Source organism: Mycobacterium gallinarum, assembly GCF_010726765.1.
Classification (GTDB): Bacteria; Actinomycetota; Actinomycetes; order Mycobacteriales; family Mycobacteriaceae; genus Mycobacterium; species Mycobacterium gallinarum.
Genome location: NZ_AP022601.1, coordinates 3066480 through 3092701, shown reverse-complemented (window position 1 = coordinate 3092701; position 26222 = coordinate 3066480). Strand labels below are relative to the sequence as shown.

The following is a 26222-nucleotide window of genomic DNA, read 5'->3' as shown; positions in this document are numbered from 1 at the left end:
TCACGCCGACAGTCCAGCGAGAGGAAGCGCCAATGACGGCTTCGCCGGTCGATGCCACCACCGTTCAGTTCAATCCGGAAACTCGCCTCTATATCGACGGGGAATTGCGGGATTCGACCACAGGCCAGACTGTCGACAACATCAACCCGGCGACCGAGGAGGTCCTCGGTACCGCCACCGACGCCGGCGCCGACGACATGGAGCAGGCGATCGCGGCGGCCCGGCGCGCGTTCGACACCACCGACTGGTCGACCAATCACGAGTTCCGGCAGCACTGCCTCATGCAGCTGCACAACGCGCTGCAAGAGGAGAAGGAGGACATGCGCGCCGAGCTGATCGCGGAGGTCGGGGCCACGGTCGGCATGACGTTCATCGCGCAGCTGGAGTGGCCGCTGGCGGACGCGGTGCGGTATCCGGCCGAGTTGATATCGACGTTCCAGTGGGAGCGGATGCTCGATCAGGACGCCAAGATGGGCGTGCCCTACAACCGGGTCGTGGTCAAGGAGCCGATGGGCGTTGTCGGCGCCATCACCCCGTGGAACTTCCCGTTCGAGATCATCAGCAACAAGGTGGGCCAGATTCTGGCCACCGGCAACACCATGGTGCTCAAACCGGCCATGGAGACGCCGTGGAGTGCTTTGCGCTGGGGCCGGATCATCGCCGAGAAGACCGACATCCCGGCGGGTGTCGTGAACATCGTTCCGGTGTCGGACAACAGCATCGCTCAGCAGCTGGCGACCGACCCCCGCATCGACATGGTCTCGTTCACCGGTTCGACGGCAGTCGGCAAGCTGATCCAGAACCTGTCCGGCGACACGATGAAGCGCAACATGCTCGAGCTCGGCGGCAAGTCGGTCTATCTGGTGCTCGACGATGCCGACATGAGCATGGCACTGCCCGGGTGCCTCGGCGCGCTGATGCATTCCGGCCAGGGTTGCGCGTTGGCGACCCGAATGCTGGTTCCCCGTTCGCATTACGACCAGGCGGTCGAGGTAGCGACGGCGACATTCGGAGCGCTGACGGTCGGTGACCCTGCTGACCCGAACACGTTCTGCGGGCCGCTCGTATCGGCCAAGCAGCGCGACCGGGTGCTGGGTTACATCGAGAAAGCGAAGCGTGACGGCGGTCGCATCACCGTCGGTGGCGGGGCGCCGGATGGACTCGACCGCGGGTATTTCGTCGCACCCACGGTCGTCGCGGACGTCGAACCGAACCACACCATCTTCCAGGAAGAAGTATTCGGCCCGGTGCTGTCGATCACGCCGTACGACGGCGGCGACGAGGGCGCCGTCGAGCTCGCGAACAATTCCATCTACGGACTTGCGGGCGCGATCATGGGCTCCAACGAGCGGGCGATGGCGGTCGCCCGCCGCATCCGCACCGGTTCGCTGATGCTCAACAGCGGCATGTACTACGGCGCTGACGCGCCCTTTGGCGGCTACAAGATGAGCGGTATCGGGCGCCAGAACGGTACCGAAGGCTTCGAGCAGCACCTGCAGACCAAGACGATCGGATACTCACTGTGACAGACATTCTCGCTGGAGTACGCGTAATCGAGCTGGCGGCTTGGACTTTCGTGCCTGCAGCCGGCGCGGTTCTTGCGGACTGGGGCGCCGACGTCATCAAGGTCGAGCATCCCGAGACCGGTGATCCACAACGTGGGCTGGTGAGCTCGGGAATCGTCGCGGGTGCGGGCAGCGTGAATCACTTCATCGAACAGCCCAACCGGGGCAAGCGGAGCATCGGGCTGAACACGTCGAGTGCCGAAGGCCTCGAGGTTCTGATGAAGCTCGTCGAGACCGCCGATGTGTTCCTGACCAACTTGTTGCCTGATTCGCGCCGGCGGATGGGCATCGACGTCGAGCAGGTCCGCGCCCGGAACCCGGAGATCATCTACGCCCGCGGGCATGGCTATGGGACCAAGGGTGACCTCGCGGCACAGGGCGGTTTCGACCTGGCCGCGTACTGGTCGCGCGGGGGCATCGGAGAGGCGTATGCCGCAGGCGACGGTTCATATCCACCGATTCAGCGGCCGGCATTCGGCGATGTGTACGGCGGACTGTCGATCGCGTCGGGCATCGCAGGTGCGTTGTTCAAGCGTGAACGGACAGGTGAGCCCTCGGTGGTCGACGTATCGTTGCTCGGCGCGGCGATCTGGCAGCTCGGGCCCGATGTCGTCGGTGCCGGCGTCACCGGTGCGGATATCCCGCGATTTCAGCTGGCCGAGATGCCGAACCCGGCGGCCAGCATGTACCAAACGCGCGACGGACGTCACATCGCGTTCGTGCTGTTGCAGGCGGACCGGTTCTGGGCCGACTTCTGCACGCGGCTCGGCCGAGCGGATCTGATCTCCGACGAACGGTACGCGAACGCGATGGTGCGATTCGAGAACCGGGCGGACTGCATCGTGGAGTTGCGCAAAACGATCGGCTCGCAAGATCTTTCGCACTGGGAGAAGGCCTTCGAGGGTTTCGACGGGGTATGGGACGTCATGCGGACCGCCCGAGAGATCCACGACGATCCGCAGGCGATCGCCAACGGCTATCTGCCGCGCACCACCGACGCCAACGGCACGGAGTTCGCGCTGGCCGCCAGCCCGGTTCAGTTCGATGAGACCCCGCTTTCGCTGCGATGCGCGCCAGGACACGGCGAGCACACCGACGAGCTACTCGGGGAGTTGGGTTACGATGAAGACGACATCATCGACCTCAAAGTGAAATCGGTTGCGCTGTAGTGCCTTCAGACGACCTCGCGCGACGGTTCCTGCATGTCAACCTCAACTGCGCGTCGCTGGATGCGACCGAACAATTCTATGCCGGTGGCCTCGGGTTGTCGGTGCGCATGCGGACAGACCCGCAGGTGCCGACGAACGGCGCCATCCTCGGTATCGACGACGAAACCTTCTGCGAAACAGCGTTTCTCTACGATTCGCGCGGAGCCCGCGACGGCTGTGCACTGGAGGCGATCGAGTACCAGAAGCCGGAATTGAAGCGCGACAACGACGCCGAACCGACTCGGCCCGGTATCCGTTCGACACTGATGTGGGTGGCCGATCTCGACGACGCGGCCTCGGCACTGCGAGCTGCCGGCGTGACAGTTGGCGAACCGGTGGACGGTTTGATCTCTGGCACGAAGGCGGTGCTCGCGATCGACAACGACGGGGTAGTGGTCGAACTCGCGCAAGCGCCGAGCGATGTCGATGCCTCGGACGGGGCGCTGTTCGGGGGCATCCGGATCGCGGCGATCGACCTCGATGGCACCTCACGATTCCTGACGGCCATCGGCTTCGACCAGGTGTCGGCTACCGCGAGCGTGCCCGTCGACTCGGTCGAGTGTGCGGTGGCCCGATTCGCGTTGCCGGAGGACGCTGACCGGTTCACGGTCTCGGTGATACAGCATCCGGAGACCGCAGGCCAGGACCCGGTGCCGTGGGGCGGAAATCGCCAAGGCCTGTACCGCTGTGCGCTACGCGTCGAAAATGTCGAGAAAGCTCTTGCCGCACTGCCGGATTCGGTTGAGCAGTGCGGCGACCCGGTGTGGTGTCCGCTGCCTGGCACGAAGATCGACGGGCTGTACATCGCGTTCCTGCGCTCACCGGACGGAGTGGTGTTCGAGTTCGTCGAACGTCCACTGAAGTTTTTCTCCCGCTGACGCCTGTTCGCCGCGAGAGCGGACTGGAATTGGGAGCGGTTGATGCGAGCAACATGAGAGAGATCGTCCTGTCACCCGGCGGTGTTTCCTCGATGAACACCGGTGAAGCGCCATCGATTCGCAGAGATGTCGGAGATACTCCAGCGGCCCCACGGGAGCCGGTCGTTTCCCATGGGGTCCTGCGGAATCGACGGCACGGCATCCAAGCTGTGGTGCAACGTGTTTGAGCGCCAGTGATCGGAGTCGAAGACTCAATGAAGCCGTACTCGACACCGAAACCGTCCACCGTTACACGAACTCCGCGATCAGCTGCGACGACCGCCGGCGTCTAGCGTCCGGCGTCGATACTCGCTCCGCCGTCGACCATGAACGACGAACCAGTGATGTATTTAGAGTCGTCCGACGCAAGAAACAGGGCTACGGGGGCAACGCTCTCCTCCGGCCGCAACGGCATGCCCAGCGGAACCTTGGCGACCATCTTGGCCACGGCGGGATCCCGCACCGCTTCGGCGAGTCCGTCGGTCATTGTCGTCGGGCAGATCACGTTGACCCGGATACCGTCACGTCCCCATTCGCGTGCGGCGCTGCGGCTCAACGCTCGGATGGCCTCTTTGGCGGCGGCGTACGCGCCGTAGTTGTAGGCGCCACTGACGCCGGCCCCGGAGCCGAAATTGATGACGACTCCGTGGCTTTCCTTGAGGTGTGCGTAGCTCGCCTGCATGAAGTGGAGGGTCGCCGCGGGACCCGACCCGAACTGAAGACCCAACTGCTCGTCGCTGATCTCGACCACGGGATTGGTCAGGCTCGTGGTGTGGTGAGCGTTGTTGACGAGGACATCGAGGCGGCCGAACCGATCAACCGTCTGATCCACCGCGGTGCGGATCTGGTCCTTCACCGTCACATCGCATTCCACACCCAAAGCCGAGCCGCCTGCAGCGGTGATCGCCGCGACGACCTCTTCGACGCGCGCCGGGGTTTTCGAGACCACCGCCACGTGCGCACCCTCGGCGGCGAACACCTCTGCGACGCTCCGTCCGATGCCACGCCCGGCACCGGTGACGATCGCTGCCTTGCCGGCGAGCCGCCCCGTGCTCATTGGTCACCGCCGCTGGGTAACCGCGGATGCGCGAGTATTGGGTATTTCGACGTCACGGCGACTACTATACAGCAAATAGATTAATATTAAGCGATTTACTGTCAGCGAAGTGGCAAGCGGTTGTATTCTCGGGACACGAAGGGGCGCCATGACATTGGAGGAACTCCTAGCGCGGGAGCAGGTTCGAGATGTCTATGCCCGCTATAACCATGCCGGCGACCGAGGCAGGCTCGAACAGCTGGCGGAATGTTTCGCCCCGGATGGCACGCTTGAGGTGAAGAACCGCTTCACGGTGACGGGCAGGCAGGAGATCATCTCCGTTTTAGGTGCGATGGGTGAGCGCCTGGGTCGGTCCGACGTGCCACCGGCCGGCCGGCACCACATCCTGCGTCACTACGTGGCCAACCTCGTGTTCACCTCGGTACGGCCCGATCGCATCGAAACCGCCTCGTACTACGTGGTCTTCCGGGTCGACGCCGCCGATCACTGGGGCCGATACCGGGACGTGCTGGTGCCGGTGGACGGTAAGTGGCTCTTCTACCGCCGACTGGTCACCGTCGACGGGTGGGATCCCAGCTCTAAAGCGGGGATCTAGCGGGCAGATGTACGTGTTCGACCGTGGTTCGTTCTGGGTTACATGTTTTCGTGACCGGCCGCGTGTTTCGGGTCTCATCGCGGTCCCCGAAGCACTATCACCGTGTCCAGTAGCGGAACCGGTTCCAACGAGAACAGATGGCCAGTGCACGTACGCTGGCACGGGTCACGAGGGCCGACAGCGGGCGGCTGGTTCTACCCGCGATTCGCCGCTGTCGCTACGTCCGATCCCGAGGGAACGGCAAGTATGGCGCTGCTGTTGACGCGGCAGGACCGCGTCGTCATCGAGTTCCAGCCGCAAACGTGGACGACCTTCGACTCGAAACGGATGCTCCGTAGGTGAGCCCAGCCGTAGCGAGCCGAACCTGGAAGTTGGTCAGCTCGCCGGTAGCGGACCGGCCAAACCTCGCGGCGATGTCGCGTACAACCAGCTGACCGCCTGACCGACCTCCGAAAACGTCAGTGAGGAACCGTCGCTCGCGGCATAGCGGCCCGGCGCCTCGGTGTAGCCCTCGATGCGGCTGAGCTTGTGACCGTCGATCCGCAGGATCTGGCCGGTGAGCCAGGCCGACTCCGCTGATTGCAACCACGCGACGACCTCTGAGCTGCGTGCGGGATCGAGGGCGGGGTCGGCCGCACGCCCGCCGAACACCTCTTCGGTCATCCGCGACATGGCCAGCGGTGAAATCGCGTTGGCCACAACCCCGTATCGTTGCCCCTCCATAGCGGTGACCACGGTCAGGTTGGCGATGGCAGCCTTCGCGGCGCCGTAGGCGCTCTGACCAACGTTGCCCCACAGCCCCGCTCCGGAGACCGTATTGACGATGCGCGCGTCGATTCGATTACCCGCCTTGTACTGGGCTCGCCAGTACTCGCATGCGTGTCGCGTGACGGCGAAGGTGCCCTTCAGATGCACGGCGATGACCGCGTCCCAGTCGGCCTCGGTTGCGGTGGCCACCATCGAGTCGCGAAGGATGCCCGCATTGTTGACCACACCGGTGAGCGTGCCGAATTCATCGACCGCGGTCCGCACCATGTCGCCCACGTCGTCCCATGACGACACGGAGCCGGTGTGTGCCAGGGCTTTTCCGCCGGCAGCCTCGATCTCGGCGACGACGTCGGCGGCCGGACCCGCATCCCCCGCCGAGCCGTCACGGCCGACACCAGGATCGTTGACCACCACCGCGGCGCCGTGTGCGGCCAGCGCCAGACAGTGGCCGCGCCCGATACCCCGGCCGCCGCCGGTGACCAATACCACCCGCCCGGACAACGCTGAAGTCATGAAATTCCTTTCACTCGAACAGTGCCGCAATGAGTCGGCGGCGTTGGGTCCAGTCCGCCCCACGCAGATCTGCATGACCGGACTCGGTGACGATCACGTCGACATCGTGCGCTGGTGTAGATGCGGGCCTGCTCAACCGCTCGACATAGGGAGTACGGCCATTTACCGTCGACGGGACAGCGATGATCGACATGCCACCGCGGCTCATCGTCGCTGCCGCACTGTAATCAGGATGTCCGCCGATTCCCCCGAAAACCCTGTCGCCAATGCCTTCGACGTTCACCTGGCCGACCGGATCTATTTCGATGGCGGTGTTCACGGCGATCAGCGGCGCGCCATGCGACAACCGGGTGAAATCATGGGTGAAGCCGATTTCGTGCAGGATGCGTCGACCGTCGGCCCATGCGTACAACTCCGCGCTACCGAACAAATAGGTAGCAGACGGGATTCCCGCAAGGAGCCCACGTCGGTCGAGGTCGACAACCGCGTCGGTCAACAACCCGGTGTCAATCTGGACCGGCGTACGCACGCGGTTCAGCATTGCCGTCGTCAATTGGCCCGGACCGAACTGCAGGCGCGCGCCTTCGGGCACGAACGACAGCACGGCATCGGCCAAAGCTTCATGGACCGGCTCGGCCGGCTTCGCCGCGACGTCTGAGGGCTCGTTGCCGCATCGACCGATGACATGCACGGCATCGTCGGGCAGCGGGGGTCCGCCGTCCGCGCAGGGCGCATCGCTCATCAATGCGAGTACCGGTACACCGGAGTTGACGAGCTCGCGCTGCCACGACACCTCGGTGCTGAATTGAAAAGAGTTGTCATGCCGAACGAGTCGCGCGATCAAGAGGTCGGGGCGTAACACGTCGCGAAGTATCGAAGGCGTCGCGCTGAGACGTGAGGGAATGAAGCGCGCATTCGGTGCACGGAGGATGTCACGCACCCCCCAACCCGGCATGAGCACCGCGATGTCGGCGAACGCGTCCGGACGCAGATCCTCGATCGGCGTGGGCAACCAACCGAGGACCAATCGGATATCGCCGAGTTCGCGCGCGAGCGCGGAAAGCGCACCGCACACCGACGTTCCGTCAGCCGCGCACCGCGGCGCGCCCACGCCGTCCCCCAATGCGACGGTGAGGCCGGAACGCAGGTGGTGCCGCAAAGCCGCGGCGACACCCACCTCGCCTGAACGTGTTGTCAACGCGGCTCTTTGGGCAGACCCAGCACCCGCTCACCAAGGATGTTGCGCTGAATCTCGCTGGTGCCGCCGAGGATGGTCTGGGCGCGCCCCACCATCATGGCGCGCACCAACTCCGACTCGTCGGATCCGTCGGTGGGATCGACACACGCGTCGGTACCCAGCACCTCGGTCGCGAGGTCACCGAGATCCTGATCCGTCTCCGATGTCATCAACTTCAGCACCGAGAATGCTGCAGACGCTGTATCACCTTCGTCAATCGCACGCTGCCAGGTGTAGCGCAACAACCACATTCGGGCCCATAGGCGGGTCATTGAACGGGCCAGCACTGGGTCGAGCAGGTCGCGGTCGCGCGCCGCCTCCACCATTCGCTCGTGTAGTTTGAACATCCCGACCGCCTGTGAGCCCAGCGTCAGCCGTTCGCGGCCCAGTGTGACCATCGCAATGGCCCAGCCCTCGCCCGGTTCACCGATCAGCGCGTCGTCGGACAGTTCCACACCGTCGAAGAAGACCTCGTTGAACTTGGTCTCGCCGTCCATCTGCTGAAGCGGGCGGACCGAGACTCCGTCGGCGTCCATCGGCACGATGAACATGCTCAGGCCGCGGTGCGGCTCCGACCCGGTCCGGGCGAGCAGTAAGCCGTACTGCGCGGAGTTCGCGGCCGAGCTCCATACCTTCTGCCCGCCGATGCGCCATCCGGCGGCGGTCTTCTCGGCTTTGGTGCGAACGCCCGCGAGGTCCGAACCCGCGCCGGGTTCGGAGAACAACTGCGTCCAGACGTGATCGCCTAGGCGGATCGGCTCGAGATAGCGCGATTTCTGTTCCGCGGTACCGAATTTGATGAGTATCGGCCCGGCCAGGTCAATGGCCGTGATGCCGAGCTGGCGGGGCACACCCGCATGGGCGCATTCCTCGGCGAAAACGGCCTGATACGCCACCGAAGCGTCAGCCCCACCGTAATCGACGGGCCAGTGCAGGCACACATAGCCGTTGGCGGCCAGATACTTGTGCCAGGCTCGGCCGGGTTCGATGTCGTCGACCGTCGGTGTCGGTCCATAGTTGCGCAGCCCGGGCGGCTTGGGAGCATCGGCGAGAAACCGGCGGAACTGCGTGCGAAGATCCGCCATGGTCTCCGTGGTATCGGATGAGATCGCCACGTCACTTCCCGCGGAGGTAGGAGTCGTACTCGTCGCGGGTCGACTCCATCGCGTTGAGCCGGCGTGTCAGCAAGGTGATTTCCGCTTCGTCGTCGGGCGAATTCTCGTCGAGCTCGGCCAGCCGGATCCTGACCCGGCCGATCTCGACCAGAAGGCGTTCGCGCGCTTCGTCTTTCGTCAACAGGTCCTGATCGGCCCAGTCGTCCACCGGAAGCTGTTCGACCGGGCCGGGATCCTCGGCGGTCATGAGGCGCGCGGAAAGTTGTACAACCTGCGAGTGTTCAACTCGACCATCTGGTGCACCTCGTCGTCGGGGACGTTCTCGAAGGCCTTGGCGGCGCGCTCGCGGCTCTGCGGCCAGTACGAGTCCGAGTGCGGGTAGTCGCACTCCCAGGTGATGTTGTCCAACCCGATCTTGTCGCGGGCCTCGACGCCGAAGTCGTCCTCGATGAAGCAACCATGGAAGTGCTTTCGGAACAGGTCGCTCGGAAGCACTTCCTGGTTGATGTTCTGGTAGAAGCGGTGTTTACGCCAGACGCTGTCGCAGCGCTCGAGGATGTAGGGGATCCAGCCGATGCCGCCCTCGGACAATCCGATCTTCAGCTTTGGATGTTTGTGTAGCCCGGGCGAGAACAGCCAGTCAGTCAGAGCGCCCATGCTGATCGTGCCCATCAGGACGATGAACACCGCGAACGGAGCGTCAGAGGCGATCGGTGGCGGGAAGCCGCCGGAACCGAAGTGCTGGGCAAGCACCAGGTCGGTCTCCTCGAACGCCGACCACAGCGGATCCCAGTGATCGTTGTGCAACGACGGCAACCCGAGCCGGTCCGGCAGGTCGGGGAAGCTGACGCACTTGGCACCCTTGGCAGCGACTCGGTGCAACTCCTTGATGCTGGCATCGAGATCCCAGAACGGCAGGATTGAGACCGGCACGAACCGGTCCGGGGCCGTAGCGGCCCACTCATCGAGGTGGAAGTCGTTCCACGCCTGCGAGCACAGCAGCGCCAGTTCCTTGTCCTCGCCCTCGGCGAAGACCGCGCCGGCGAACCGCGGGAAGGACGGGAAGCACGTCATCGCCTGCACGCCGTCGATGTCCATGTCGGCCACGCGGGCCTTCGGGTCGTAGCAGCCGGGGATCATGTCGTCGTAGCGCACGGGCTCGATCCCGTACTCCTCGGGTTTCTTGCCAGCCACTGCGTTGAGCCCGATGTAGGGGTAGATGCGGCCCTCGTACTGCCACACCTGGCACATCTGCCCGGTGTCGGGGCGTTCGAATTCGATGATCTTCGGACCGGTCTCCAGATACTTCTTCGGCAGCCGGTCGCTCCACACCTTTGGGTGCTCGATCAGGTGATCGTCGACTGAGATCAGCTGCATGTGGGGCTGCAACGGCACGATGGTTCCTCCGGAAGTATGTCGGACCTAAACAGAAAAACATTTAGTTATTTCGTTAGAGTAGTCAGCGCGTGCCGAAGGGGCAAGCAAACGGGGTCCTCGCGCCCCGAATCGATCAGCGGAGACTGTGATGAACTTCGACCTGAGCGGCAAACGGGCGCTCGTCACCGGCAGTAGTTCAGGGATCGGTGCCGGGATCGCGGCGGCGCTCGCCGGCGAGGGCGTTTCGGTGGTGGTGCATGGCCGCAACCCGGAACGGGCCGAGGCGGTGGCCGAGCGCATAAGAGGCAACGGGGGCAGCGCCGCGACAGCAATCGGGGATCTAGCGACCGAAGGCGGCGCGGCGCAGGTAGCGGACGTCGCGGCCGATGCGTTCGGTGGTATCGACATTCTGGTGAACAACGCCGGCGGCTCTTCGGATACCGGCGTTCAGTCCTGGTTTTCACTGCCCGTGTCGGAATGGGGCACCACCTACGAGCGCAACGTGCTGTCCGCCGGGCATCTGATCCACGCGCTGGCGCCGGCAATGAAAGAGAACGGATGGGGACGCATCATCCAGATCGCGTCCGCGGCGGGGATCATCCCGACGTCCGGGCAGCCGGACTACGGGCCATCGAAGGCCGCGATGATCAACATGTCGATGGGGCTGTCGAAGGCCCTGGCGGGTACGGGGATCACCGTGAACACGGTGATGCCCGGCATGATCATGACCGAGGGGCTCAAGGACTTCCTGCGGATCTTCGCCGAGCGGCGCGGGTGGGGCGACGATATCGACAAGGCCGCGGAGTATGTGCTCAAGGGCACCGGTCAGACTGTTCACCGCGTCGGGCAGGTCGCCGACGTGGCATACGCGGTCACGGTGCTCGCCAGCCCCAACGCGGACTTCTTCAACGGCATCAACCTCCACCTCGACGGTGGCGCGACTGGATCGATCTATTGAGCCATGAACTTCACAGTCGAATTTCCCAGCGACGTCCCTACGGCCGATCCGGAACTACGCGAGCCGACGGTCATGCGCGCGTTGGTGACCCACGCCGAGGCGGTGGGTTTCGATGCGATCGCACTCGCCGATCACCCGGCACCATCGGCAAAGTGGCGGCGCGCGGGTGGGCACAACACCTTCGATCCGGCGGTGGCGCTCGCCTACTTCGCGGCCGCGACCACCAGAATCCGGCTGATGACGCACCTGTGGGTGCTGCCGTTCCGCACCCCCTATCTGACTGCCAAGACCCTGACCTCGCTCGACGAGGTGTCTGGCGGACGGCTGATCGCCGGGGTGGGAGCCGGCTATCTACGCTCGGAGTTCGCCGCGCTCGGCGTCGATTTCGATGACCGGGTTGCGCTTTTCGACGAGTACCTCGCTGCGCTTCGCGAGATCTGGCTGAATCCCGAACGACCGGTTACTGGAACCACTTTCGCGGCGACCGGCGAGCTGGCGGTGAATTCGCCGGTCCAGAAGCCGCATCCGCCGCTGTGGATTGGTGGCAACAGTCCCGCGACGCTGCGTCGCGTCGTCGAATATGGCAGCGGGTGGTGCCCAATGCTCAATCCTGCCGCCGTCGCTTCGGCGGTTCGCACCGCGGCGATGGAGACGGTAGACGACTTCGAACACGCGGTCGACAGACTGCGACAATTGCTAGCCGATGCGGGCCGGCGGCTTGCCGACGTCGAGATCCAAGTCGCCATTCCCACAATCGATTTCGACGATGCCCCGGCGGTGGACTCGATCGACGACTTCGTGTCGGCTATCGGCTACGCGGGAGCGACCCGGATCCTCGCGCATGTCGACGCAACGTCGGCGTCGGCGGCCGAGACCTACATGACGCGATTCGCCGACCATTTCGGCATGACGGGCTAACGATTCAGCGCGGAGAAGAACGCAGCGATCGTGGCTACAAAAGGTGCGCTCTGGCCCCGAGCCGTTCCCAGTGTTCGGCAGGCTTGCCGAACAACACCTCATCGGTGCGTGCCCGGCGCAGATAAAGGTGTGCCGAGTCCTCCCAGGTGAACCCGATTCCACCGTGGACCTGCACATTCGCGTGCGCCGCATTGCGAAGCGACTCCGAACACACCGCCTTGGCCATGCTTGCCCGCCAGGCGGATTCGTCGATCGGGCCGACGTCATGGGCCTCCAGTGCGGCCTGTGATGCAGACCTAGCCCACTCGAGGTCCAACAGCATGTCGGCGCACTTGTGTTTGATCGCCTGAAAACTGCCGATGGGACGGTTGAATTGCTCCCGAGTGCGGGCGTAGTCGGTCGCCAATTGCAGCACGTGCTCACACGCACCGACCTGCTCGGCGGACAACACCGCCATCGCCAGGTCGACGCTGCCGGTTACGGCATCCTCGACTGCGTCGCCGCTTGCCAGGCAGATCGCCGGTGCCGAGCTGAAGGTGATGGTCGCCATCGGCCGGGTGCCGTCGAGAACGCTTTCCTCGGCGATGATCACGCCGTGGGTCGTCGTGTCGAGGACGAACAAGGCGAGTTCGCGGCCGACCGTTGCGACGACGACCAATTCATCAGCGGACCCGCCGTGAAGAACATGGCGCACAACGCCGTTGAGCATCCAACCCGTGGGCGCTTGCTCGGCCGCTACACACACGCGATCGCGGTGCCACAGTCCGCCGTCTTCGGTGAGCACGGCGGCGGCGGTGCGTTCGCCGTCGATCAACTCCGGCAGCCGCTGCTCGGCCTCCGTATCGCCGGCGGCCAGCAGAAGGCTGGTGGCCAGCACCGCGGAGGCGATGAACGGCACGGACGCCAGCGAGCGCCCGAGTTCATGCGCGACGACGCCCATCGCGGTGGCGCCGTATCCGGCACCGCCGAATCGCTCGGGCAGTCCGATCGCGGCGACCCCGACTTGGCCGCACAGCACCTGCCAGAGTTCGGCGTCGAATCCGCGGTGCATCTGTCGGCCGTCGTACGCGACCGCGCGCACCCGCCCCTCCGGCGAGAGTCGCTCGCAGGCGGCGCGCACGGATTGCGCGAGCTGTTGGCGTTCGTCGACGCTCATCGCGGTCATCGGGCTCCTTCTGTGATCAGCTCTGCAAGCTCGGTTTTCGCGATCTTCCCCAACCCAGTCATAGGGAACTCGTCAACGACCACCAGGCGTTCCGGCCACTTCTGTTTCATCAGCCCGCGCTGGTCGAGGAACGCGCACACTTCCTCGAGGCTGACCTCGCGCCGGTTCGGGGACCGCCGCACGACGGCACACACCATTTCGCCGCGGTCCTCGTCGGGCAGGCCGATCACCGCCACCTCGTCGATCAGCGGATGCGCCAGCAACTCGTTCTCGATCTCATCGGGTGAGATGTTCTCGCCCTTGCGAATGATCAGATCCTTGACGCGGCCGGTGATCACAATGCGACCGTCGGATCGCAGATGCCCGCGGTCGCCGGTGCGGAACCACCCATCGGATGTCACTGTCAGCGACCACTGTTCGGCATCGACGTAACCGGGCGTCAGGTTCGCGCCGCGCAGTTCGACCTCCCCACCGGCTGAGATGCGAACCTGAGCGCCGGGAATCGGTCTGCCGCAACTGTTCGACTGCTGCTCGGTCGTGTCGGTCGCCTCGCTGACGCAGATCGTCGGGGCTTCGGTCATCCCGTAGGCATGGACGATCGGCACGCCCATGTGGTTGCGCACCTTGTGATGGAGTTCGGTCGGGCACGGGGCGCCGCCGCCGATCAGCATGCGCAGCGACGGGATGAGCGATGTGTCGCGACCAGACGCGAGTTGAGCCGATAGAAGCATCTGATAGAACGCGGTGCTCGATCCCGAGACCGTCACCCGGTTCTCCGCGAGCTGGCGGGGAAGCTCAGCAGCATCGATCTTCGGTATCAGCAGCGCGGGAAACGCCCCGATCAAAGCGCTTGTCACGTAGAGGATTCCGCCGATATGGCCGATCGGAAAACCGATTGTCCCGACCTCGGCAGGGTGGCCCCCCACTCCGAGATGCTTCGTATACCCGCGCGCCGCGGCCAGTAGGGTGGCGTCGGTGTGACGAACACCCTTCGGCCGGCCTGTGGTCCCGGAGGTGAAGTAGATCCACCGCGCGTCGTCCGCTGCGCGTGGGGTGGCCAGCGCGGGTGCAGCACAGCCGGGCGTGTGTCGCAGAACGTCGAGCAAGTCATCTGGCAGGGTGACGACCGGGATGTCGGGCGGGGCGTTGATCGCCGTGGAACGGTCGACGATCAGGATGTCGGCGGCCGCGACGTCGAGCGCGGCCCCGACCTCGCGCTGCCGGTAGAGGTGCAGCACCGGCGCCTGGACTGTTGCGGTGCGGGCCAGCGCCAACATGACCACCACGGCGACGGTGTGCGACGGCAGTTGCCACGCGACCGTCATTCCGGGGCGAACTCCCGCGTCGGCGAGCCAGCCGGTGGCCGATGTGGACAGTTGCGCGACGTCCCCGACGGTGAGCACCCCACCGTCTACGTCCAGCAGGAGTCGCTGATCCGGTCGGGCCGCAGCCGCGTCGTCGAGCAACTCGGCGATGGTGGCCGTCATCGCTGCCCTCCCGCAACGAATGCCTTGATGGCCGAGGCGGTTTCGGTGGGACGGTCCAGCATGAGAAACGTGGAGCTGCCCTCGACGAGACGCAGGGCCGCATGGGGGAAGTCGTTGGCCAGCCGCCGGGCATGGCTCACGGGGAACAGGTCGTCGCACGTACCCCAGACGACCAACACCGGCTTGGTCCACTTTCCGATGGCAGGGGCGGCAGCGGCGGTGTGCCGTGGATCCAACGCCGCGCTGAACCGGACGGCGTCGCGGCGGACGTCGGCCGAACGCAGGAAGCCGCCGAAGATCGCCGCATCGCGCTCCTTGGCGATGCCGTCCCTGGTGACAGCACGCTTGAAAAACGCCAGACCGGGTGGTGTTGAGAGTGCCCTCAACGCGAGCGCGCCGACGCGACACAGCTTCACCAAGGGCGCGAACGACTTCGGCGGGAAGTGCTCGTAACTGTCGCAGTTGGTGAACACCAACCGCGATACCCGCGACCAGTCCAGGCCCAGAATCCCGAGCGCGGACAACACGATCCCGCCACCCGAGTCGTTGGCGACCAGCGTGACGTCGCGTAGATCCAATTGTTCGAGCAGCCCGATGATCCGCCGACCCGCGGCCGCGATTCCGACGTCGACGTTGTCGCCGACGGGCGTGGCCTGCGCGCCGAACGGCCACGTGGGCGCGATGCACCGGTGGTCGTCGGACAGCCGCGCGACGACGTCGTCCCACAACGCACCGGTGACGTAGGCGCCATGCACGAACACGATCGGCGCGCCTGCGCCGACATCGATGTACTCGATCTCGCAGTCGTCGACGGTGACGGTCGTGGCCACGAGCGAACTATTTCGACAGGATCGCGACCGCGGCGGTACCGGGCGAGCCATACAGCTGGGCCAGTGCGACGCGGGGGTTGCCGGGCACCTGGCGGTCGCCCGCTGTCCCGCGCAGCTGGTGCACAAGCTCGTAGACCTGCCGCAGGCCGGACGCGCCGACCGGCTCGCCGTTGGCGAGCAGGCCGCCGTCGGTGTTGATCGGCAGTCGGCCACCGATCTCGGTCGCGCCGTCGTGCAGCAGCGCCTCCTGCTCACCGTCCTTGCACAAACCGGTCTCAGCCATGTGAATCACCTCCGAGCCGGCATCGGTGTCCTGAAGCTGGGCGACATCGATGTCGTCGGGGCCGATGCCAGCCTCCTCGTAGGCGGCTTTCGCCGCCTCGGCCGTCGTGCCCGGTTGCAACGGCAATTCGATCGACGTGCGCAGCAGCTCGTATGCGCCGTCACGACGGCTGCGCAGCGCGGAGGCCCGCAGATAGATCGGGGCTTCGGAGTACTTCTTGGCGACTTCGGCGCGGCACACCACGACCGCGGCGGCGCCCTCGTTCGGGTTGCAGTACATGAACTGGCGCAGGGGAGCGTTGACGACCGGCGAGCCCAGGATGGTCTCCACGCTCATCGCCTTACGGCGCCATGCGTGATCGGCCAAAGCGCCGTTGGCGGAGTTCTTCGCAGCGACCCGGGCCAGCGTCTCCTCACTGAGGTTGTGGTCGTGCATGTAGCGCATGATCTTGGTGCCGAAGTAGTGAGTGGTCAGGAACATGCCCTGATCGCCGTACCATTGCGGCAGCCCGGCCACCGCAGGGTCCGCGCCGAACGCGCCGCGCGGATGTTTGTCGAGGCCAACCCCGACCGCGATTTCGGCCTCACCAAGCAGGACATCACGGGCCGCCAGTGTCAGCAGCGAGTTGCCGGTGGCGCACCCGCTCAACGTGGCCCGCGCGGGGATCCCGGTCATCCCAGTCAGTCCGGTGACCGCCTCCGGGTTGGCCACCTCGAGACTGCCGGCGTAGAGGCTGCCGACGTCCGACCACTGCAGCCCGGCGTCTTTGAGCGCACGGCCGATCGCGACGGCGCCCATCTCGAGTGCCGAGCGGTCCTCGTAGCGTCCGAACGGATGAATGCCGACGCCGATGATCGCGATGTCGGGTGTGCTCATGGGACTCCCTCGGGTGAAGTGGACTGCGGCCGGTCGCTAAGGATATAACTATATAGCGAATTAGCGAAGGGTTGAGGCGTTGAGCATTGCACTGCTGCTCGAGATGGCGGTCTCGGGCGACCCCGACCGATTGGCGGTCGTCGACCGTGAGGTTCGGCTGACGACCACCGAACTGAGTGCGCTGACCAGCGGAGGAGCCGCTGTTGTCGCTGCGACGGGCGCACAGCACGTGGCCTATGTCGGGTCCGGCGGCGCGATGCTGCCCTTGCTGATCTTCTCCTCGGCGCGGGCTGCCGTGCCATTCACTCCGTTGAATTACCGGTTGAGCGCCGACGGGCTGCGACGACTCCTCGACCGGTTGCCCTCTGCACTGGTGGTCGCGGACGACGAGTACGTCGACATGGTGGCCGGCATGGGCAAGCAGGTGCTGCGTTCAGACGAGTTCCTCGGCGCCGCTCGCGCGGCCGATCCCGTCGAGGAGTTCGCCGACCCCGACGGCGTCGCCATCGTGCTGTTCACCTCCGGCACGACGTCGCGCCCCAAGGCCGTTGAACTGACCCACAACAACCTGACCAGCTATGTCACCGGCACGGTCGAATTCGCCTCTGCCGATGCCGAAGACGCGGCGCTGGTATGCGTCCCGCCGTACCACATCGCCGGTGTCGGAGCGGTGCTGTCGAATCTGTACGCCGGCCGAAAGATCGTGTACTTGACCAGGTTCGACGCCCGTGAGTGGGTGCGGTTGGTCCGCGACGAGAAGGTGACGACCGCAACCGTCGTCCCGACCATGCTGGACCGTATAGTCGGCGAGTTGGAGACCGGGACGACCGAGCTGCCGACGCTGCGCAGCCTGGCCTACGGCGGTTCGAAGGTCGGATTGCCGTTGGTGCGTAGGACGATTGAGTTGCTTCCCGATGTGGGTCTGGTCAACGCGTACGGACTCACCGAGACCAGTTCGACGATCGCGGTGCTGACTCCCGATGACCATCTGGCCGCGTACCGTACCGAAGATGCGGCTGCGGCGCGCCGACTCGGTTCCGTTGGCCGCCCGGTGCCCGGCATCGAGGTGCAGATTCGATCCCAGGACGGCGAGGTATTGGGTCCCGGTGCGACCGGGGAGCTGTATGTACGGGGACCGCAGGTTTCGGGTCGCTATGCCGAGATCGGGTCTGTGCTCGATGCCGACGGATGGTTTCCCACGAGGGATCTCGCCATGCTCGATGAGGAGGGTTACCTGTACATCGGCGGGCGCTCCGACGACACGATCATCCGCGGTGGGGAGAACATCGCGCCCGCCGAGATCGAGGATGTCCTGATCGAGCATCCCGCGGTCCGTGACGTGGTGGTCGTCGGGCTCGACGATCCGCGGTGGGTACAGATCATCGTCGCGGTGGTGGTGCCCGAGCCGGGCGCCGAATTCGACGTCGACGACCTGCGAACCTTCGCGCACAAAGCGTTACGCGGTTCGCGCACACCGGATCGCATCGAGGTGGTCGATCAGCTGCCGACCACCGATACCGGCAAGGTGATGCGACGCGAGATCATCCGAGAACTATCCGAAAATGTTTGGAGTACAACGTGATCAAAAACGGAACCCGCCTGCAGAGCCAGGTCTGCGACACCCAGGTGATCGTCGTGCGGGCCACCGACAGCCTCGATGACCTGCGTTGCGGCGGCGAGCCGATGGTGACACTCGACACGGAGCGGTCGCCGCACGCCGACCTGGACCCCGCGTTGGCCGGTGGCACCGTAATGGGCAAGCGGTACGTCGACGAGGGTGGCGCGGAGCTACTGGTCACCAAGGCCGGAGTCGGCACGTTGAGCATCGGCGGAACGCCATTGACCCTCAAGGAAGCCAAGCCGCTACCGGCCAGCGACTGATCATGACCGACCAATCGACACTGCGCATTCCGGCCGGCGACATCACGATGGCTGTCGACGCGTTCGGCGATCCATCTGACCCGCCGGTGGTCTTTCTGCACGGTGGTGGTCAGACACGGCACTCCTGGAAATCGAGCGCGGCAGACCTGGGTGGTCAAGGATGGTATGGCCTGACGGTCGATCTGCGGGGCCACGGGGACAGCGACTGGTCGCCCGACGGACGCTACGGGATGGATCGTTTCGCCGGTGATGTTGTCAGTCTTGTCGACTTCCTCGGCAGCCCGCCGGTGCTGGTCGGTGCGTCGCTCGGCGGCAATGCGTCGCTGGCAGCGATCGGTGGACGGCCCGATCTCGCCCTCGGATTGGTTCTCGTGGACGTGTCGCCGTTCCTGCAGCCGTCGGGGACGAGCAGGATCCGTGAATTCATGGTGTCGCATGCCGAAACGGGGTTCGGCTCGCTCGAAGAGGCGGCCGATGCGGTCGCGGCCTACGTGCCCCATCGCCCGCGGCCCCGCAGTCTCGACGGGCTGCGAAAGAACCTGCGGCTACGCGACGGGCGCTACTACTGGCACTGGGATCCGGCCTTCATGGGCTCACCGGAAGATCAGGCGGTGCAACGCAATCAGCTGATCGACCCGGCCAGTCTCGGTGCTGCGGCAAGCTCACTGAGGCTGCCGACGCTTTTGGTGCGGGGCGGTGAATCCGATGTGCTCAGTGTCGAGGATTCGGTGCGATTCCTGGAACTGGTGCCGCATGCGGAGTTCGCCACCGTCGTTGGCGCGCACCACATGGTGGCAGGCGACGACAACGCCGTGTTCGAGGAAGTGCTCGGCGACTTTCTTGAGCGGCGTGTGCGGTCCCGACTACGAATCCTGGGCTAGCAGCGTCTGAAGGTCGCCACCGTCGCGGGAGCCGTGCGCTCGCTTCTGCTGAAGTACGACGGTCACGCCGACGAGCCGCTACTGGGCGGAGTGCCGCTGGCGATCGACACCTCACCGGAACGAATCTCGGGCAATGCGCTGCGAACCATCATCGTATCGTTGCCGGTACACGTGACTGCTCCGCATGAGGTGACCGACGCGATGGTGGATGCATTCGGACTGATCCGCCAATGCGGCGGGACTGCCTGCCGCTGTCGTGCCTCCCTGATGGGCGGGCGATCCCAGACCGCTAGGCGCCCGCCGTTTCGAGCACCGGTGGGTTGACCGCATCCGGATCGGGGTTGGCGATCGGCAGCCCCATGAAGCGACGCGCGTTGTCGCCCATGAAGTCGTAGGTGCGCCTGCGATCCATGCCCTCGGCGTAATGGAAATAGCCGCGCGGTGTCTCCAGTCCCTCCGGATGCGGCCAGTCCGAGCCGAACAGCACCTTGTCCCAGCCGACGGTCTGCACGACGTCGGCGACCGATCCCTCCCAAAACGGGCTGACCCAGATGTTGCGGCGGAACACATCGTGTGGATGCTCGGGGAAGTTCTGCGGCATCTTGTTGTACGTCGCCTGCAGATCGTCGAAAAGCGGCTTGATCCATGAACTTCCGTTCTCGACGCTCGCGATGCGCAGCTTCGGGAACCGGGTCAGCGTGCCATGGCAGATGAGGCTGGTCAGCATGTCGGCGATCTCGCGGTGACCGAGCGCCGTCCACTTGAACGCCGACATCTCGAACGCGCTGCTCGTCGTGGGGGGCTCCCACTTGTCGATGTACTCCTGCAGCGGCGGCTGGCTGGCATGCAAAACAATTGGCAATCCGGCACTTTCGACGTCGCGCCAGAACGGGTCGAACTCGGGCATCGCGGGGGAGCGCCAGCCCTTGTAGCCGTTGACCGGGGCCGGTTTGATCAGCGCTACCTTGGCCCCGTTCTCGAGGATGTACTCGAGCTCGCGCCGTGCCTCGTCGAGCAGGCCGAGCGTGAGGACCGGTGTCGAGTAGATGCGGTTCTCGTGGGCGAAGCCCCAGTGCTCGAGCATCCACTGATTCAATGCGTGGATGATCGCCGCCGTCAGGTCGGGATCCTCGGCCGCGGAGTGCTCCACGAGATTGGCCAACGTCGGGTAGTTCAGGCACGACTCGACGTCCTGGGCGTTCAGCTCGATGATCCGGTCTTCGGGATTGCGTGCCGCCGGCGGGCAGTCGATACCGCGTCCGGACATCTCCCGCAGGGACAGGCCCTCGGGATTGTGGCCCGAGTAGAACCTCTCGTGCGCGCCGGGGCGCGCCACCCGCTCGAAGGTGGGGTTGGGCATGTAGTCGGTGATCTTGTTGAGGATCGCAATCCGGGTGTGCCTGCCCATCTGGACGAATTGGACCTTGGGCTTGAACTCGTCGGGCAGGAACTTGGTCAGCGCATCCGGCGTCTCGTACATGTGCTGGTCGGCGTCGAAGATCGGTGCCTCGGTGAACTGAGTCATGAGCCGAGCTTCGCGTAACTTGACACAAGTGTCAAGTATGTGTCGGAAACAGCGTTAGAAACGCTGCTCAACAGGTAAGAGTGGGATGCGACACTATCGTCAGGTAGTGTGCGTTCATGACCGTGACCCCGCAGGACGAGTCGCTCGACATGAGTCGGGGTGAGCGCACCCGTTCGGCGATCCTGCAGGCCAGTCGTGAGCTGTTTCTGCAGCGCGGTTTCAACGGCACACCGATCAACGCGATCACCGAGGCATGCGGCATCTCCCGCGCGGGCTTCTATACCTATTTCAAGGACAAGCACGAAGTCTTCGACGTGCTCGGCAGGACGGCTTATCACGATGTCCTCGGGGTGATCGCGAACTGCCCGCAGGCGATGGAATCGCGTGACATCGAGGCCGTTCGTGGATGGGTCGGGGATTATTTCGACTACATGGATCGTCATGGCGCGTTCGTGACGGCCGCGGCGCACACCGCCCCCGACGACGAGGCGTTCCGCCGCTCGCGCGATCACATGATGACGAGAGCGGCATGGAAGTTGGGGCAGGCGATCTGCGTCGATGGTCCGCATTCGCCGGAGTTGATCGGCGTGACGGCGATGGGCATGCTGGATCGTGCGTGGTATGCGGTACAGACCCAATCCGTCGCCGTCGATCGAACCGAGGTGATCGCTGTGCTGGCGGATTTCATCGCCGGAATCGCGAAGACCTAGCCGTCACGGCGCGATCGTGCGCGGAAGAAACGTCCGCAGCAGACCCTCGTCGCCACCGATTTCGGCACTGCCGGGCTCTTCGATCAGGCTGAAGCAGATGCGTACCACCCACTGCGCCAACACCTGTGGCGATACATCGGTACGCACCTCACCGGACGCGGCCACGAAGCGCTCGACAAGGCGGTCGACGATCTCGGCGCGCCATGCCTCGGATCGCTCGGCCGCGCGATGCGTGCGGGCCAGTTCCTCGGGGGTGGTCATCGCGCGCATTGTCGGTGACGAGCGCGCGGCGCCGAGGCCCGCGAGCGCACCCATGATCAGACGTTCGATGAACGGGCCGCGCTGTGCGAAGTACGGTTCGGCCGCGTCGACGACGAGGTTCGTGGCCTTCACGAAGCATGCCGCCAGGATCTCGTCCATGTTGGCGAAGTAGCTGTACACCGTCGTCCGGTGGACACCCGCCTTGGCCGCTACGTGCGTGACTTTCGTTTTGCTGGGCCCTCTTTCGAGGAAGCACGCCTCGGCCGCGTCGAGCAGCCGGGCACGCGCCTCCGCTTCGGTCGGCGGGAGATCGGCACCCCACGCCGGCGCACGTTGCGCTTCCGCACTCTTTGCCATTACCGTATGCTAACTACACATTTGATAAAAGTGTAGTTTGAGGAGGTGGAGCCATGACCGATGCGCAGGCGACCGTCGTCGAGTCCTTCGATCACCATTCGCCGGAATTCCGCGAGTGTCCGCACGCCACCATGGCCGAAATGCGATCGCGGTGTCCGGTCACCCATTCCACCGAGCATGGCGGATTCTGGGCACTTCTCGACTATCAGTCGGTGTTCGACGCCGCGCGTGATGACGAGCTGTTCAATTCCTATCCTTCGGTGGGGATCCCGGCTAGCGGTGCACCGTTTCCGATCTTGCCTATCGAATCGGATCCGCCTCTGACCCAGAAACTTCGGCAAGTCACACTGCAGGTCTTCTCGCCGGGCCAAGCGGAAAAGCTGCGGCCGCGGGCTCGTCGCATGGCCCGGGAGATGGTCAACGAGTTCATCGAGCGCGGACACTGCGACATCGTCGGCGAGCTGACCACTCCGCTGCCCGCGAAGCTGATCCTGCACATGCTCGACTTCGACCAGTCGAAATACCTGGAGTGGGTGCACTGGGTGCATTCGATGGTGCACGACCGCACGCACGACGAGGAGAAGTCCGGCGCCGCGGTCATGGAGCTGTTCGGCGAAATCTACAAGTACATGTCGGAACGTCGCGAGAGAGGCGACCTGGGTGACGACCTCTTCGGCCGAATCCTCAACGGTCACATCGACGATGTGCCGTTCGACGACACCCAGATCCTGATGTACACGGTGCTGATGATGCTCGGTGGAATGGACACCACCAGCGGTCTGACCGGCAACGTGCTGTACGCCCTGACCCAGCAACCGAAGCTGCGCGCGACGCTCGTCGCGCAGCCGGAGTGGATCGAGAAGGCGACCGACGAGTTCCTGCGTCTCTACACGCCGACCCTCGGTCTGGCGCGCACGGTGTCCAGAGAGGCCGAGTTCCACGACGCATCGCTGCGAGCCGGCGATCGGGTGATCCTCATGTGGGCCGCCGCCAACCGCGACCCGTCGATATTCGCCGATCCCGACACCTTCGACCTCGACCGCGCAAACAGTCGCAAGCAGATGGCTTTCGGTGTGGGGATTCACCGTTGCCTCGGCTCGCATCTCGCGCGGATGATGTTCCAAGAGATGCTCGGCGAGATCCTCGCCCGCCTGCCGGACTTTCACCTCGACGGTGAACCGCTCCGCTTCGAGGACGCCGGCGAAGTCTGGGCGATGCGGAAGCTGCCGATCGCTTTCACTCCTGGTCCACGCGTCGCACTGGGCGACACCGAATGACCGAGCCGATCGGGTTCGTCGGCGCCGGCCAGATGGGTGAACCGATGGTGCACCGTCTGCTCGCAGCGGGACACCCGGTGACCGTCTACGCCCGCAAAACCGAAGTCCGTCAACGTCTTCAAGAAGCGGGTGCGGTCGCCGTCGATCGAATTGCCGATGCAGTCCAGAACCAGCGGATCGTCATCTGCTGTCTGTTCTCGGATGACCAGTTGCGTGACGTCACCCTCGGCGGTGACGGGCTGCTCGCACACTGTGCATCCGGCACCGTCGTGCTTTCGCACACCACCGGTGCGGTGACCACACTGCGCGAATTAGCTTCGGCGAGAACAGATATCACCGTGCTCGACGCACCGATCAGCGGAACCGCAGAGGACATCGCCAACGGGCGACTCACAGTGATGATCGGCGGTCCGTCCGAAGCCGTCGACGCCGCCGCCACCGTCGTCGACGCGTACGCCGCGACGGTGCTGCGTACCGGAGGTCTCGGCTCAGCGCTCAACCTCAAGCTCGTCAACAACGTGCTTTTTGCCGCCAACGCCCAGTTGCTCAGTGCTGCGGTCACCGTTGCGACGGATCTGGGCATCGACGCGAACAGCTTTCTCGACGCGTTGGCGGCGTGCAGTGCCGACAGCAAGGTCGCGGGGCATGCTCGCGCCATCGGCGGAATATCGCCGTTCACCGAACTCGCTGCGCCGTTCCTGCGCAAGGATGTCGACGCGGCGCTGGCGGCAGCAACGGAGGCACACACGGATCTTGGGCTGCTCTACGACGTGGTCGCGCGCGGTCCGCTGCCGCTCACTTCGGCTGAAACGCGAAGGTGAGCAGCTGCTCGCCCGTCTCGGTCTCGAATAGCGTTGTGGTGCTTACCATCTGCTGACCGATCCGCAACTCTGATGCGGATGCCCCGATGATCAGCGCCTCGACGAGCACCTGTCCGCCGAGGTCGATGAAGCCAACGACATAGGGCTGGAAGACATCGGGTGACCGGTTGCCCTTGTAAGGCAGCGGGGGCGGGAACTCCTGTGTGGTGAACGTGTAGAGCGTGCCCTCGGTGGGCAGTTCGACCGCCTCGATGTCCTCCTGGATCGCCGGGTCGGCGTCGTAGAGTTCCGGCCGCTCGGCCGGAAATTTCCGCGCGCCTGTCGACTTCCGCCGTGAGGCAAGCAGGACGGCGCGGTCGCCGTCGACTCGGAACAAGTTCTCTGTGATCAGTTGGGTCATGTCATGCCACCTCGATAACCATGGCGGCACCCATGCCGCCGCCTGCGCACATGGACAGCACGCCGATTCCCCCGCCACGCCTGCGTAATTCGTAGATGGCCGATGTCACCATCCGCGCACCCGTCGCCGCGATCGGATGGCCGAGGCTGATGCCCGACCCGTAGACGTTGACGATATCCTCGTCCAGGCCGAGTTCGCGGGCGCACGCCACAGCCTGCGCGGCGAACGCCTCGTTGATCTCGAACAGCGCAACGTCCTCGATCTTGCGTCCCGCCAGCTCCAGGGCTTTTGGAATCGCTTTAATGGGTCCGCTCCCGGTTCGATTGGGCTCGAGACCGACCTGCGTCCAGGAGAGGAGGCTCGCCAGAACTTCCTGCGACGTGTCCGGGCTCGCCAGTGCGACCACGGCCGCTGCGTCGTTGATGCCGGACGAATTGCCGGCTGTGACGCTGAATCCTTCGATCTCCGGATGCAGAACTTTCAGTCCGGCAAGCGATTCCATCGAAGTGCCACGTCGCGGATGCTCGTCCTCGGCGAACGTGACTGTCGACCCGTCGGCCTGCGGCACCTGCAGCGGCACGATCTCGTCGACGAACGAACCGGCGTCGATGGCTTTGACCGCCCGCTGATGGCTGCGCAATGCCCACTCGTCCTGGTCCTCGCGCGTGATCCCGTACTGCACATTGCAGTTGTGAGCGACCGTGATGGACATGTCGGTTGCGGGCGCATCGTCAGTCGGTGGGTGTGACTCCGGGAACCACTGAGCGTAATCCTCGGCGGACTTGCCGGCGGTGAAGGGTTTGCGCTTCTGCAGGATCGGGCTCGTGGACAACGACTCCATGCCGCCTGCCAGTATCGCGCGGCTCATCCCGGATGCGATCTGCCCCGCGCCGACGGCGATCGCGGACAGACTCGACGCGCACTGCCGGTTGACGGCGATCCCCGGGATGTCGAGCAGGCCGAGGTCCACGGCGAGGTAGCGGGCGCTGTCCCCGCCGCCCTGCATGACCTCGGCCATTACCAAGTCGTCGAAGTCGGCGGCGTCCAGCCCGGACCGTTCGATGACGGCCGAGACCACCGGCTTGGCCAGTTCGACAGCGGGCATGTTGGCCAGCGTGCCTTTGCGCGCGGTGCCGATGGGTGTGCGTGCGGCGGCCACGATCGCGGCGCGCGACGTCGTAGACGTCATGTATCTCCCTGTCCTTGTGAATAGGCCATCGGCAGTCTATACCGTTAAATA

26 protein-coding genes are annotated in these 26222 nt (G+C 65.0%); 12 read left to right on the top strand and 14 right to left on the bottom strand.

Annotated elements, in window-relative coordinates:
* Positions 1–32: 32 nt before the first annotated feature.
* From G6N42_RS15005 to G6N42_RS14995, 3 genes are read left to right on the top strand one after another with little or no spacing between them, the layout of a single operon-like run.
* A complete protein-coding gene (locus tag G6N42_RS15005; protein ID WP_163730300.1) occupies positions 33–1526 on the top strand; it encodes an aldehyde dehydrogenase family protein in 1494 nt (497 codons plus the stop codon).
* Positions 1523–2734, top strand: a complete 1212-nt coding sequence (locus G6N42_RS15000; RefSeq protein WP_163730299.1) for a CaiB/BaiF CoA transferase family protein — start codon at positions 1523–1525, stop codon at positions 2732–2734. The genes G6N42_RS15005 and G6N42_RS15000 overlap by 4 nt, the downstream gene beginning before the upstream one ends.
* On the top strand, positions 2734–3651 hold the full coding sequence (locus G6N42_RS14995; protein WP_163730298.1) for a VOC family protein: 918 nt from the start codon (positions 2734–2736) through the stop codon (positions 3649–3651). The genes G6N42_RS15000 and G6N42_RS14995 overlap by 1 nt, the downstream gene beginning before the upstream one ends.
* 328 nt (positions 3652–3979) lie before the next feature.
* Here the strand turns inward: G6N42_RS14995 and G6N42_RS14990 are convergent, their stop codons facing one another.
* The gene (locus G6N42_RS14990; RefSeq protein ID WP_163730297.1) at positions 3980–4747 is read right to left on the bottom strand and encodes an SDR family NAD(P)-dependent oxidoreductase; all 768 of its coding nucleotides are present in this window, start codon (positions 4745–4747) and stop codon (positions 3980–3982) included.
* 148 nt (positions 4748–4895) lie between these two features.
* On the opposite strand from G6N42_RS14990, the gene G6N42_RS14985 reads away from it, so the two are divergent.
* Positions 4896–5342, top strand: coding sequence for a nuclear transport factor 2 family protein (locus G6N42_RS14985; protein ID WP_163730296.1), 447 nt, complete (start codon positions 4896–4898; stop codon positions 5340–5342).
* 375 nt (positions 5343–5717) lie between these two features.
* Here the strand turns inward: G6N42_RS14985 and G6N42_RS14980 are convergent, their stop codons facing one another.
* From G6N42_RS14980 to G6N42_RS14960, 5 genes are read right to left on the bottom strand one after another with little or no spacing between them, the layout of a single operon-like run.
* Positions 5718–6623, bottom strand: a complete 906-nt coding sequence (locus G6N42_RS14980) for an SDR family NAD(P)-dependent oxidoreductase (protein WP_174262085.1) — start codon at positions 6621–6623, stop codon at positions 5718–5720.
* A gap of 10 nt (positions 6624–6633) precedes the next feature.
* Positions 6634–7821, bottom strand: a complete 1188-nt coding sequence (locus G6N42_RS14975; protein WP_163730295.1) for an acetyl-CoA hydrolase/transferase C-terminal domain-containing protein — start codon at positions 7819–7821, stop codon at positions 6634–6636.
* Entirely contained in the window at positions 7818–8945 is a 1128-nt protein-coding gene (locus tag G6N42_RS14970) for an acyl-CoA dehydrogenase family protein (RefSeq protein ID WP_163737568.1), read from the bottom strand. The genes G6N42_RS14975 and G6N42_RS14970 overlap by 4 nt, the downstream gene beginning before the upstream one ends.
* 31 nt (positions 8946–8976) lie before the next feature.
* On the bottom strand, positions 8977–9222 hold the full coding sequence (locus tag G6N42_RS14965; protein WP_163730294.1) for a hypothetical protein: 246 nt from the start codon (positions 9220–9222) through the stop codon (positions 8977–8979).
* Positions 9219–10370, bottom strand: a complete 1152-nt coding sequence (locus G6N42_RS14960) for an amidohydrolase family protein (RefSeq protein WP_197905537.1) — start codon at positions 10368–10370, stop codon at positions 9219–9221. The genes G6N42_RS14965 and G6N42_RS14960 overlap by 4 nt, the downstream gene beginning before the upstream one ends.
* Before the next feature lie 130 nt (positions 10371–10500).
* Here G6N42_RS14960 and G6N42_RS14955 point away from each other — a divergent pair, with 130 nt between their 5' ends.
* A complete protein-coding gene (locus G6N42_RS14955) occupies positions 10501–11310 on the top strand; it encodes an SDR family NAD(P)-dependent oxidoreductase (RefSeq protein ID WP_163730293.1) in 810 nt (269 codons plus the stop codon).
* Positions 11311–11313: 3 nt separating this feature from the next.
* Positions 11314–12228, top strand: a complete 915-nt coding sequence (locus G6N42_RS14950; protein WP_163730292.1) for a TIGR03619 family F420-dependent LLM class oxidoreductase — start codon at positions 11314–11316, stop codon at positions 12226–12228.
* A 34-nt stretch (positions 12229–12262) separates the two neighbouring features.
* Here G6N42_RS14950 and G6N42_RS14945 read toward each other — a convergent pair whose 3' ends face one another.
* The 4 genes from G6N42_RS14945 to G6N42_RS14930 are packed head-to-tail and all read right to left on the bottom strand — an operon-like array spanning position 12263 to position 16869.
* Positions 12263–13393, bottom strand: coding sequence for an acyl-CoA dehydrogenase family protein (locus G6N42_RS14945; RefSeq protein WP_163730291.1), 1131 nt, complete (start codon positions 13391–13393; stop codon positions 12263–12265).
* Positions 13390–14880: a class I adenylate-forming enzyme family protein gene (locus G6N42_RS14940; protein WP_163730290.1), complete on the bottom strand. Its 1491-nt coding sequence runs from the start codon at positions 14878–14880 to the stop codon at positions 13390–13392. Before G6N42_RS14940 ends, G6N42_RS14945 begins: the two co-directional genes overlap by 4 nt.
* Positions 14877–15710 carry an alpha/beta fold hydrolase gene (locus G6N42_RS14935; RefSeq protein ID WP_434059586.1) on the bottom strand — a complete coding sequence of 278 codons (834 nt, stop codon included), beginning with the start codon at positions 15708–15710 and terminating at the stop codon, positions 14877–14879. The genes G6N42_RS14940 and G6N42_RS14935 overlap by 4 nt, the downstream gene beginning before the upstream one ends.
* Positions 15711–15717: 7 nt before the next feature.
* Complete coding sequence (locus G6N42_RS14930; RefSeq protein ID WP_163730288.1) at positions 15718–16869, bottom strand: thiolase family protein; 1152 nt, start codon at positions 16867–16869, stop codon at positions 15718–15720.
* A 79-nt stretch (positions 16870–16948) separates the two neighbouring features.
* Here G6N42_RS14930 and G6N42_RS14925 point away from each other — a divergent pair, with 79 nt between their 5' ends.
* Genes G6N42_RS14925 through G6N42_RS14915 form a run of 3 tightly spaced genes read left to right on the top strand, consistent with a single transcriptional unit; the run spans position 16949 to position 19631 of the window.
* On the top strand, positions 16949–18451 hold the full coding sequence (locus tag G6N42_RS14925; RefSeq protein ID WP_174262084.1) for a class I adenylate-forming enzyme family protein: 1503 nt from the start codon (positions 16949–16951) through the stop codon (positions 18449–18451).
* The gene (locus tag G6N42_RS14920; RefSeq protein WP_163730287.1) at positions 18448–18750 is read left to right on the top strand and encodes a hypothetical protein; all 303 of its coding nucleotides are present in this window, start codon (positions 18448–18450) and stop codon (positions 18748–18750) included. Before G6N42_RS14925 ends, G6N42_RS14920 begins: the two co-directional genes overlap by 4 nt.
* Before the next feature lie 2 nt (positions 18751–18752).
* Positions 18753–19631, top strand: coding sequence for an alpha/beta fold hydrolase (locus tag G6N42_RS14915; RefSeq protein ID WP_163730286.1), 879 nt, complete (start codon positions 18753–18755; stop codon positions 19629–19631).
* A 289-nt stretch (positions 19632–19920) separates the two neighbouring features.
* On the opposite strand, the gene G6N42_RS14910 is transcribed toward G6N42_RS14915, so the two are convergent.
* Positions 19921–21156 (bottom strand): amidohydrolase family protein, encoded by a 1236-nt coding sequence (locus tag G6N42_RS14910; RefSeq protein ID WP_163730285.1) that lies wholly within the window; start codon positions 21154–21156, stop codon positions 19921–19923.
* Between the two features lie 116 nt (positions 21157–21272).
* On the opposite strand from G6N42_RS14910, the gene G6N42_RS14905 reads away from it, so the two are divergent.
* The gene (locus tag G6N42_RS14905) at positions 21273–21866 is read left to right on the top strand and encodes a TetR/AcrR family transcriptional regulator (RefSeq protein ID WP_163730284.1); all 594 of its coding nucleotides are present in this window, start codon (positions 21273–21275) and stop codon (positions 21864–21866) included.
* A 3-nt stretch (positions 21867–21869) separates the two neighbouring features.
* Here the strand turns inward: G6N42_RS14905 and G6N42_RS14900 are convergent, their stop codons facing one another.
* Positions 21870–22484: a TetR/AcrR family transcriptional regulator gene (locus tag G6N42_RS14900; protein ID WP_163730283.1), complete on the bottom strand. Its 615-nt coding sequence runs from the start codon at positions 22482–22484 to the stop codon at positions 21870–21872.
* Positions 22485–22537: 53 nt separating this feature from the next.
* Between G6N42_RS14900 and G6N42_RS14895 the strand changes: the two genes are divergently transcribed.
* Positions 22538–23761: a cytochrome P450 gene (locus G6N42_RS14895; RefSeq protein WP_163730282.1), complete on the top strand. Its 1224-nt coding sequence runs from the start codon at positions 22538–22540 to the stop codon at positions 23759–23761.
* Positions 23692–24582 (top strand): NAD(P)-dependent oxidoreductase, encoded by an 891-nt coding sequence (locus tag G6N42_RS14890; protein ID WP_350310136.1) that lies wholly within the window; start codon positions 23692–23694, stop codon positions 24580–24582. Before G6N42_RS14895 ends, G6N42_RS14890 begins: the two co-directional genes overlap by 70 nt.
* On the opposite strand, the gene G6N42_RS14885 is transcribed toward G6N42_RS14890, so the two are convergent.
* Together G6N42_RS14885 and G6N42_RS14880 are read right to left on the bottom strand one after the other, a co-directional pair.
* On the bottom strand, positions 24557–24982 hold the full coding sequence (locus G6N42_RS14885; RefSeq protein ID WP_163730280.1) for a Zn-ribbon domain-containing OB-fold protein: 426 nt from the start codon (positions 24980–24982) through the stop codon (positions 24557–24559). The two genes, G6N42_RS14890 and G6N42_RS14885, sit on opposite strands and share 26 nt — an antisense overlap.
* A gap of 1 nt (position 24983) precedes the next feature.
* Entirely contained in the window at positions 24984–26171 is a 1188-nt protein-coding gene (locus G6N42_RS14880) for a thiolase family protein (protein WP_163730279.1), read from the bottom strand.
* Between the last annotated feature and the right edge of the window lie 51 nt (positions 26172–26222).